The organism is Saccharomonospora iraqiensis subsp. paurometabolica YIM 90007 (genome assembly GCF_000231035.2).
GTDB classification, from domain to species: domain Bacteria; phylum Actinomycetota; class Actinomycetes; order Mycobacteriales; family Pseudonocardiaceae; genus Saccharomonospora; species Saccharomonospora paurometabolica.
In genome coordinates this window covers 48,984-57,889 of record NZ_KI912185.1, presented here as the reverse complement: position 1 = coordinate 57,889, position 8,906 = coordinate 48,984, and the positions used below count along the sequence as shown (strand labels likewise).

The following is an 8,906-nucleotide window of genomic DNA, read 5'->3' as shown; positions in this document are numbered from 1 at the left end:
TGCGGCGCCACGCTCCGCCGTGCCGGGCTCGCCGGGCCGTGCACCTGCTGTTTTGTACCGTGCCGCCGGCGTACGCGGTGACCGGCCGCGCCGCACACGCCGCGGCCGGGTCAGTCGCCGAGCACGGGTGCGAGGAACCGGCCGGTGTAGCTGTCCTCCATGGCGGCGACCTGCTCCGGTGTCCCCTCGGCGACGACCGTGCCCCCGCCGGAACCACCCTCCGGCCCCATGTCGATGATCCAGTCGGAGGTCTTGACGACGTCCAGGTTGTGCTCGATGACCACGACGGTGTTGCCCTTGTCGACCAGACCGTTGACCACGCCGAGCAGCTTGCGGATGTCGTCGAAGTGCAGGCCGGTGGTGGGCTCGTCGAGGATGTAGACGGTCTTACCCGTGGAGCGCTTCTGCAGCTCGCTGGCGAGCTTGACCCGCTGGGCCTCGCCCCCGGACAGGGTCGGCGCGGGCTGCCCGAGCCGCACGTAGCCGAGCCCGACGTCCACCAGCGTCTGCAGGTGCCGGTGGATGGCCTTGATCGGCTCGAAGAACTCGGCGGCCTCCTCGATCGGCATGTCGAGCACGTCGGCGACCGTCTTGCCCTTGTAGTGCACCTCCAGGGTCTCCCGGTTGTACCGGGCGCCCTTGCACACCTCGCACGGCACGTAGACGTCCGGCAGGAAGTTCATCTCGATGCGGATCGTGCCGTCGCCCGCGCACGCCTCGCACCGGCCGCCCTTGACGTTGAACGAGAACCGGCCCGGCTGGTATCCGCGCACCTTCGCCTCGGTGGTGGCCGCGAACAGCTTGCGCACGTGGTCCCAGACGCCGGTGTAGGTGGCCGGGTTCGACCGGGGGGTGCGGCCGATCGGCGACTGGTCGACCTGCACGAGCTTGTCGACGTGCTGGACCCCGCGCACGCGGGTGTGCCGCCCCGGCACCTGGCGGGCGTTGTTCACCTTGTTCGCCAGCGTCACCGCGAGGATGTCGTTGACCAGGGTGGACTTGCCCGAGCCGGAGACCCCGGTCACCGAGATCAGACAGCCCAGCGGGAACGACACGTCGATGTTGCGCAGGTTGTTCTCCCGCGCCCCCACGACGGTGACCTGGCGCTTGCGGTCGGCGGGCCTGCGCAGGTCCGGCACCGGGATCTCCCGCCTGCGGGCGAGGTAGTCACCGGTGAGCGAGTCGTGGTTGGCCTCCAGTTCGCCGACGGGGCCGCTGTGCACGATGTGCCCGCCGTGTTCCCCCGCGCCGGGCCCGATGTCGACCACCCAGTCGGCCGACCGGACCGTGTCCTCGTCGTGCTCGACGACGATCAGCGTGTTGCCCAGGTCGCGCAACCGGCTGAGCGTCTCGATCAGCCGGTGGTTGTCCCGCTGGTGCAGCCCGATCGACGGCTCGTCGAGCACGTACAGCACCCCGACGAGCCCGGAGCCGATCTGTGTGGCCAGCCGGATGCGCTGGGCCTCCCCGCCGGAGAGGGTGCCCGCCGCGCGGTCGAGCGAGAGGTAGTCGAGCCCGACGTCGAGCAGGAAGTGCAGCCGGGCCTGGATCTCCTTCAGCACCGCGCCGGCGATCATCTCCTCCCGCTGCCCGAGCACCAGCCCGTCCAGGAACTCCGAGGACTCGGCCACCGACAGCGCGCACACCTCGGCGATCGAACGGTGTCCGTGCTCGGCGTGCTCCAGGGTTACCGCCAGGATCTCGGGTTTCAGCCGGGCGCCGCGGCAGGCCGGACACGGCACCTCGCGCATGTAGCCCTCGTAGCGTTCCCGCGCCCAGTCCGAGTCGGTCTGCTCGTGCCGCCGCTCCAGGAACGGGATGATGCCCTCGAACGTGGCGTAGTAGGAACGCTGCCTGCCGTAGCGGTTGCGGTAGCGGACGTGGACCTGCTCGTCCACGCCGTGCAGCACCGCCTTCTGAGCCTTGGCCGGGAGCTTGCGCCAGGGGGTGTCCATCCGGAACCCGACCGTGCCCGCCAGCGACTCCAGCAGGCGCTGGAAGTAGTCGGCGCTCTGCCCGCCCGCCCACGGCGCGATCGCGCCGTCGGCCAGGGAGAGGTCCTCGTCGGGGACCACCAGCTCCGGGTCGACCTCCTTGCGGACGCCGATCCCGGTGCACACCGGGCAGGCCCCGTAGGGCGAGTTGAACGAGAACGACCGCGGTTCGAGGTCCTCGATCTCCAGCGGGTGCCCGTTCGGGCAGGCGAGGTTCTCGGAGAAGCCGCGCCTGCGGTGCGGGTCGTCCTCGGGGAGGTCGACGAACTCCAGCTCGACGAGGCCGTCGGCCAGCCGCAGCGCCGTCTCGACCGAGTCGGTGAGCCGTTGCTTCGCACTCGGCTTCACCGTGAGGCGGTCGACGACCACGCCGATGTCGTGCTTCTCCTGCTTCTTCAGCTTCGGGGGCTCGCTCAGCGGATAGACGGTGCCGTCCACCCGGACCCGGGCGAAGCCCTGCTGCTGGAGATTGGCGAACAGGTCGACGTACTCGCCCTTGCGCCCCCGCACGACCGGAGCGAGCACCTGGAACCGGGTGCGCTCCTCCATGTCGAGCACCTGGTCGACGATCTGCTGCGGGGTCTGTTTGCTGATGGGTTCACCGCACTGGGGGCAGTGCGGTGAACCGGCGCGGGCGTAGAGCAGGCGGAGGTAGTCGTAGACCTCCGTGATCGTCCCCACGGTCGAGCGGGGGTTGCGCGAGGTCGACTTCTGGTCGATCGACACCGCCGGGGACAGGCCCTCGATGAACTCGACGTCCGGCTTGTCCATCTGGCCGAGGAACTGCCGCGCGTAGGCGGACAGCGACTCCACGTACCGCCGCTGCCCCTCGGCGAAGATGGTGTCGAACGCGAGGCTCGACTTCCCCGACCCGGACAGGCCGGTGAACACGATCAGGCTGTCCCGGGGCAGGTCGATATCGACGCCGCGCAGATTGTGCTCGCGGGCGCCCCGAATCACGAGGTGGTCAGCCACCCGAAGTCCCTTTCGACTGGTGTGTCAACGCCGTGCCGGATACGGCCGCAGCCCGTCGGTCCTCCCACACGGCCGTGCCCGGCACGGCCGTGTCGGGCACGGTGGCGGTCACCCTGACGGTCACGGTGGTGCGCCGTCGGTCGGCGGTGACCATGTTAGGGGGCACCACCGACAGGAACGGTCCGTGCGGCGTCCTCCCGGGCCCCTCCCGCGGCACGCGGCCGGGTCAGCGCGCGGTGCGCTGGCCGTTCGACGAGCACGGTGAGCAGCCAGGCCGCGACGACCGCCGCCGCGACCACCACGGCCAAGCGTAACCACCACGGGGTCACCCCCGCCTCCACGAGCGCCCGGGTCAGCACGTATCCGAGCTGCTGGTGCACCAGGTAGAGGCAGTAGCTGATCCCGGCGAGCCACCCCACGGGCCGCCGGAGCCACCGCAGCACGGGGAAGTCCCAGTCGCGCCCGCGTGCGGCGAGGCACATACCCACGAGCATGACCGTGAAGCACACGACCACCCCGACGACCGGGTCTCCCGACCGGAACACCTGGATCACCACGGCCGTTCCGAGCAGCGACACCAGGTGGGGCGTCGACAGCCGACGCTGCTGCCACAGCCAGATGGCGGCACCCGCCGCGAACAGGTAGGCACGGTACAGCCCGGACGCGGTGGGCAGTTGCGGCAGGATCATGTCCAGCACGACCGAACCGGCCGAGGCCGCCAGCACCACCCACAGGACGGCGGTCGCGCCCACGACGCGGTACAGTTTCCACCGCCAGAGCACCGCCGCCGCCGCGAACGCGGTGACCTGCAGCGGCAGCGTCCAGTACGAGCCGTCGATGAACGTGCCGGGCATCCACTCGTGCAGGAGCAGGGCATGCGTCAGCAGGTCGTCGAGGTCGGGCACGTGCCACGCGGGCGGCGCGTCGGCGGCGGGCCCGTCGGGGCGCACCGGGTCACCGAACAGGAACCCGAGCACCCCGTCGCGGTGCCGCCAGCCGTTGAACGGCACCACCACGGCGCGGGTGATCGTGTAAACCGCGAGCACCGCCACCAGGTAAGCGGGCAGCAGCCGGGCGAGCCGCGCCCGGAACCACCGTCCGGCCGCACCGCGCCGCAGGGTCGGGCCGACGAAGTACCCGGACAGCACCAACAGGGTGATCGTGCCGAACGGGAGCACGATCTGCACGGGGTAGGGCTCGATCCCGGGGAGGGTGGAGGCCAGCCCGGTGAGGTGGCCCGCCATCACGAACAGGATCGCCACCACCCGGATGAGGTCCCAGCTCATCCGGCGCGGTGCGGGCGAGCGCCGGGCCGTGGTGTCCGCGGGTGCCTCCGGCGGTGGCGACGGCGGAAGCGGTGCCGCGTTCACCGGAGGCGCAGGCGCCTCCGGTGGTGGACCGGAACGGGGCGACACACCTGTGTCCGCGGTCGTGGCCATGAGTTCCCCCCAGCACTCGACGGTCACCTGACAGGGTGGTTCCAGCACGGTAGCCCCGTGCTGTCGTGTCGGGTCGAGCAGGGTCGGCCCGGCTATTACCGTGTGCACGGTGAACGTCACCGAGCACTACACCGGCCATGTCGAACCGAACGGGGACGCCGCGCGTCGGGTCCTCGAGGCACTGACCATCACGAAGCTGTCGGTCGGCCCGATGGACAACAACGCCTACCTGCTGGTCTGCCGCGCCACCGGGGAGGCGTTGCTGATCGACGCGGCGAACGACTCGGACCGCCTGTCCGACCTCGTCGGCCACGGACCGGACCGTCCGTCCCTGCGGACCGTGGTCACCACCCACCAGCACCCCGACCACTGGCAGGCACTCGGGGCGGTCGCCGGGGCGCACGGCGCGAACACGGTCGCGCACCCGGCCGACGCCGCCCCGCTGCCGGTGCCGCCGGACCTCCTGGTCGAGCACGGCGACACGGTCCCGGTCGGCGAGTGCACGCTGGAGGTCATCCACCTCCGCGGACACACCCCGGGCTCGATCGCCCTGCTGTACCGGGACCCGGCCGGGCACCCGCACCTGTTCACCGGCGACTCGCTGTTCCCCGGCGGGGTGGGCAAGACGAACTCGCCGGAGGAGTTCACCTCCCTGCTCGACGACGTCGAGCGGCGGGTCTTCGCGGCGCTGCCCGACGACACCTGGTTCTACCCCGGCCACGGCGACGACTCGACGCTCGGCGCGGAACGTCCGAAGCTCGCCGAGTGGCGCGAACGGGGCTGGTGAGAGCCCGGAGGAGCATGCCGGACGCGGCGCGGCGGGCCGGGCTCCGCCCGGACCCCGGTCAGTCGATCTCGCCGCGTTCGGCGAGCAGGCCCAGCACCCGACGGCCCGCGGCGGGAACCCGGTCCGCGTCGGCCGTGCCGAACCACGCCAGTTCGACGACCTCCCCCTGCGGCGCGAGCCGGCCGTCGTGGTCGGCGGTGTAGGCGGTCATGTGCACCCGGCGCCCGTCGGTGTAGCCGTCCGCGGGCTCGTCCAGGTCGGCGAACCGGCGCAGGCTCGCCGCGTCGAGCCGGACGCCGAGTTCCTCGCGGACCTCCCGGGTGAGGCACCCGGCGTCGGTCTCCCCGGGCTCCCGCTTGCCGCCGGGGAGGTAGAACCTGCTCCGGCCCCCGGTCCGCACGAACAGCACCGTCCGCCCCCGCACCAGCACCCACGACACACTGTCGATCACACCGCTCATCCCGGCCACGCTAGCCCGGCGGTCCCGGGGGCCGCCGGACGACCTTCGTCCCGCTCGGCCGCGCCACCCTGGACGTCGGTCACGCAATACAGCAGACTGGTCACGGTGTGTAGAGAGTCGGTGACCTCCGCTGTTCGTTCCTGTGGGATCGTGTCGTTTTCCGTGATCTGCGACACACCGGACCGGCGCGAGCGCACGAACCCGCACACGCGGGTTAGTCTGGGTGCATGACGACCGTGGCGCTGGAGACCGTGTTGGCCAAGGCGGGCCTCAACGTGCGGCCGACCGAGTTCCTGGCGCTGGTCGAGGACGCGGCGAAGCGGTTGACACCGCCGAGCCCGAACCCGGCGCACTACTTCTCGACCGACCAGCGCGCGGCCCTGACCGACGTCGGGTTCGACCTCTCCGCCCGGCGGGATGACGAGAACGACTACCGGGCACGCACGGTCGCCGCCCACGCGGTGCTGGCCGAGTCCGCCCTGACCGTCGCGGACGCGGCGGTGAAACTCGGCGTCGACGACAGCCGTGTCCGCCACCGGCTCAAAGAGCACCGCCTGACCGGCTGGAAGTCGCAGGGCGGGTGGCGCCTGCCCGCCTGGCAGTTCACGGCCGACGGAGTGCTGCCGGGTCTCGACACCGTGCTGCGGGCGGTGCCCGGGGATCAGCCCGCGCTGGTGGTCGCCGCCTTCATGAGCACCCCCCAGTCCGACCTCGTGATCAACGGCAGGCAGGCCACGCCGCGCCAGTGGCTGTTGGCGGGTGGTGACCCCGAGCCGGTGGCCGCGCTCGCCGGTACGCTCGGTACCGCGATCTGACCCGGCGACACGCGAGATCGGTTAGTCACGTTCCATGGCAAGGCTGCCCCGGCCGCCGTCGAAGGCCGTACTGGCCAACGAGCTGCGTCCGACCGAGGACATCGTCGCCGTGCACCCCGCCACCCGGCTGGTCCGGGTCTACACCGCGCACGGCAACCACCCCCAGCAGTGGGATACCTTCCGCTACACGGGGCCGCTGCCGCACGGCCGGTTCGACCCGCAGCAGCCCCGGCACGGCGACATCGTCACCGACCGGAACAACGGGGTCCTCTACTTCGGACTGTCGGTGCGCACGAGCGTGGCCGAGGTGTTCCAGACCACCTCGACGGTGGACCGCAAGACCCGTGGTCCGCACCTCGTCGTCGTCCGGCCCGCACGCACCCTGCGCCTGCTCGACCTGTGCGGGCTGTGGCCCACCCGGGTCGGCGCCTCCCAGGAGATCTCCAGCGGCCCGAAGAAAATCACCCAGGCCTGGGCCCGCGCGATCCGGGCGGCCTACCGGAGTCTCGACGGTGTCTGGTACCGCTCGTCGATGGATTCCGGGGAACCGGCCGTGTGTCTGTGGGACCCGCCCGCGGGCGGGTCGCTGCCCGACGCACCGGACGTCCTGCTCCCGCTCGATCATCCCGGCCTCGACGTGCCGTTGAGCCGGGTGTGCGAGGAACTCAACTACGTGATGCTGAACTGAGCCGGGCCCCGCCCCGGCAATGCGGGGCCCGGGTCACCCCGCCGGTGGCTCCTCCCCCACCGGCAGGTGCCGGTGCCACCAGTCGAGCACCGCCTCGAAGCGCTGCACCCGGTGCCGGGGTCGGCCCGACCGGGTCAGCTCGTGTCCCTCGCCGGGGAAGACGAGCAGCTCCGCCTCGGTGCCGTTGCGCCGCAGGGCGACGAACATCCGTTGGGCCTGCTCGATCGGGCACCGCAGGTCCTGCTCCGAATGCACCACCGCGAACGGCAGCGTGATCCGGTCGGCGTGGGTCAGGGGACTCGCGGCCCGCTGTCGTTCCGGGTCCGCGCCGACGTACTCGTCGGCGAACCACCAGCCGATGTCGGAACTGCCGGTGAACGAGTCCCAGGCGTTGACGGCCCGTTCGCTCCACGCGGCGCGGAAGCGTTGTCCGTGGTGGGCGGCGAGCCACCCGGTCATGAATCCGCCGTAGGAACCGCCCATCACCCCGACCCGGTCGGCGTCCGTGCCCGGACGGGCGAGGGCGGCGTCCAGCAGCGCGAGCAGGTCGTCGGCGTCCACGGTGCCGAACCGCCCGAGGACGGCCCGCGCGTGTCGTTGCCCGTACCCGGCCGAGCCGCGCGGATTGCCCAGGACCACCGCGTACCCGGCGGAGGCGTAGACCTGTGCCTCGTCGAACAGGCTCCACTCGTACTGGGCGAACGGTCCCCCGTGGACGACCAGCAGCACCGGGTGCGGCCCCGGACCGTCCGGCCGGACCAGCCAGCCGTGGACGGGGTACCCGTCCGGTGCGTGGGTGCTCAGTTCCTCGGCCGGGCGCACCCCCGCCGCACGCAGGGGCGCGGAGAAGTCGGTCGGGGTGGTCTCCGTCCCGTCGGATCCGAGCACGGTCACCTCACCGGTGTCCGCCGGACCCGCGCGGACCACCGCGATCCGGGTCCCGTCGACGGCGAAGCCGCGCACGGCGGCCCGCCCGCCGGAGAGCACGGTGAGCCCGGTCAGGTCCACGCGGTCACCGTCCCGGGGCACCGACCGCAGTTCGACGGCACCCCGGTGCAGCAGGGCGACCAGCACCCCGTCGCCGTACGGCGCGGGAGGGCCCGCGTCGCGGGCGCAGTCCACCGTCTCGGCGTCGGTCAGGCGCCGTGGGGTGGCGACCGTGCCGGGGTCGGGCAGGGTGGCGGCCCACAACCCGGTGTTGCGGGCGACGGCGGCGAAACCGCGGAACTCGGTGCCGTAGAAGTACACGGTGCCGTCGTCGGAGACCACCGGTCGGGCCACGTCCCCCGCACCCCGCACCACCGGCTCCGGCAGCACCGGTGCCGCGGCGTCGGCGGGCACGGCACCGAGGTCCCGGTGCAACGTCTCCGTCCGGTCGCCGTCCCGCGGCACGACCACGACCAGCCTGCGCCCGTCCGGTGTCCACGCCGGGTCCTCGACGGAGACCGCGCGGTCGGTGAGCCGCACCGGATCGTCCGGCACGGCGCCGTCCGGGCCGGAGGATCCACCGGACCCGTGGTCGGCCCCGGGGACCCCGCCGAGGTCGACCACGAACAGGCAGCTCGGCCGGTCGCGCAGGTACCCGACCCCGTCCCGACTGTGGTCGAGCCGGGTGATCCGCCGCGGCGCTTCGGCCTCCGGTGCGGGCGCGCCGTCGTCGGTACCCCCGCCCTCCCCGACGACGTCGGCGGCACCGGTCCCGGTGCCGTAACGGCCGGGCTCGGGCACCGGGGCGGTGAAGGCCAGGC

At 72.4% G+C, this 8,906-nt stretch carries 7 protein-coding genes; 3 read left to right on the top strand and 4 right to left on the bottom strand.

From position 1 onward, the window contains the following. Positions 1–110 precede the first annotated feature (110 nt). Together uvrA and SACPADRAFT_RS0200320 are read right to left on the bottom strand one after the other, a co-directional pair. Positions 111–2,969 carry an excinuclease ABC subunit UvrA gene (gene uvrA / locus SACPADRAFT_RS0200330; RefSeq protein WP_007025360.1) on the bottom strand — a complete coding sequence of 953 codons (2,859 nt, stop codon included), beginning with the start codon at positions 2,967–2,969 and terminating at the stop codon, positions 111–113. A gap of 155 nt (positions 2,970–3,124) precedes the next feature. Then, positions 3,125–4,255 carry an acyltransferase family protein gene (locus SACPADRAFT_RS0200320; RefSeq protein WP_007025359.1) on the bottom strand — a complete coding sequence of 377 codons (1,131 nt, stop codon included), beginning with the start codon at positions 4,253–4,255 and terminating at the stop codon, positions 3,125–3,127. Between the two features lie 262 nt (positions 4,256–4,517). Here SACPADRAFT_RS0200320 and SACPADRAFT_RS0200310 point away from each other — a divergent pair, with 262 nt between their 5' ends. Continuing rightward, on the top strand, positions 4,518–5,195 hold the full coding sequence (locus SACPADRAFT_RS0200310; RefSeq protein WP_028662106.1) for an MBL fold metallo-hydrolase: 678 nt from the start codon (positions 4,518–4,520) through the stop codon (positions 5,193–5,195). A 58-nt stretch (positions 5,196–5,253) separates the two neighbouring features. On the opposite strand, the gene SACPADRAFT_RS0200305 is transcribed toward SACPADRAFT_RS0200310, so the two are convergent. Next, positions 5,254–5,655, bottom strand: a complete 402-nt coding sequence (locus SACPADRAFT_RS0200305) for an NUDIX hydrolase (protein WP_007025357.1) — start codon at positions 5,653–5,655, stop codon at positions 5,254–5,256. A gap of 227 nt (positions 5,656–5,882) precedes the next feature. On the opposite strand from SACPADRAFT_RS0200305, the gene SACPADRAFT_RS0200300 reads away from it, so the two are divergent. Next, on the top strand, positions 5,883–6,470 hold the full coding sequence (locus tag SACPADRAFT_RS0200300) for a MerR family transcriptional regulator (RefSeq protein WP_007025356.1): 588 nt from the start codon (positions 5,883–5,885) through the stop codon (positions 6,468–6,470). 34 nt (positions 6,471–6,504) lie between these two features. Next, positions 6,505–7,158: an RES family NAD+ phosphorylase gene (locus SACPADRAFT_RS0200295; protein WP_007025355.1), complete on the top strand. Its 654-nt coding sequence runs from the start codon at positions 6,505–6,507 to the stop codon at positions 7,156–7,158. Between the two features lie 33 nt (positions 7,159–7,191). On the opposite strand, the gene SACPADRAFT_RS0200290 is transcribed toward SACPADRAFT_RS0200295, so the two are convergent. Further along, positions 7,192–8,904, bottom strand: coding sequence for a S9 family peptidase (locus SACPADRAFT_RS0200290; RefSeq protein ID WP_007025354.1), 1,713 nt, complete (start codon positions 8,902–8,904; stop codon positions 7,192–7,194). Between the last annotated feature and the right edge of the window lie 2 nt (positions 8,905–8,906).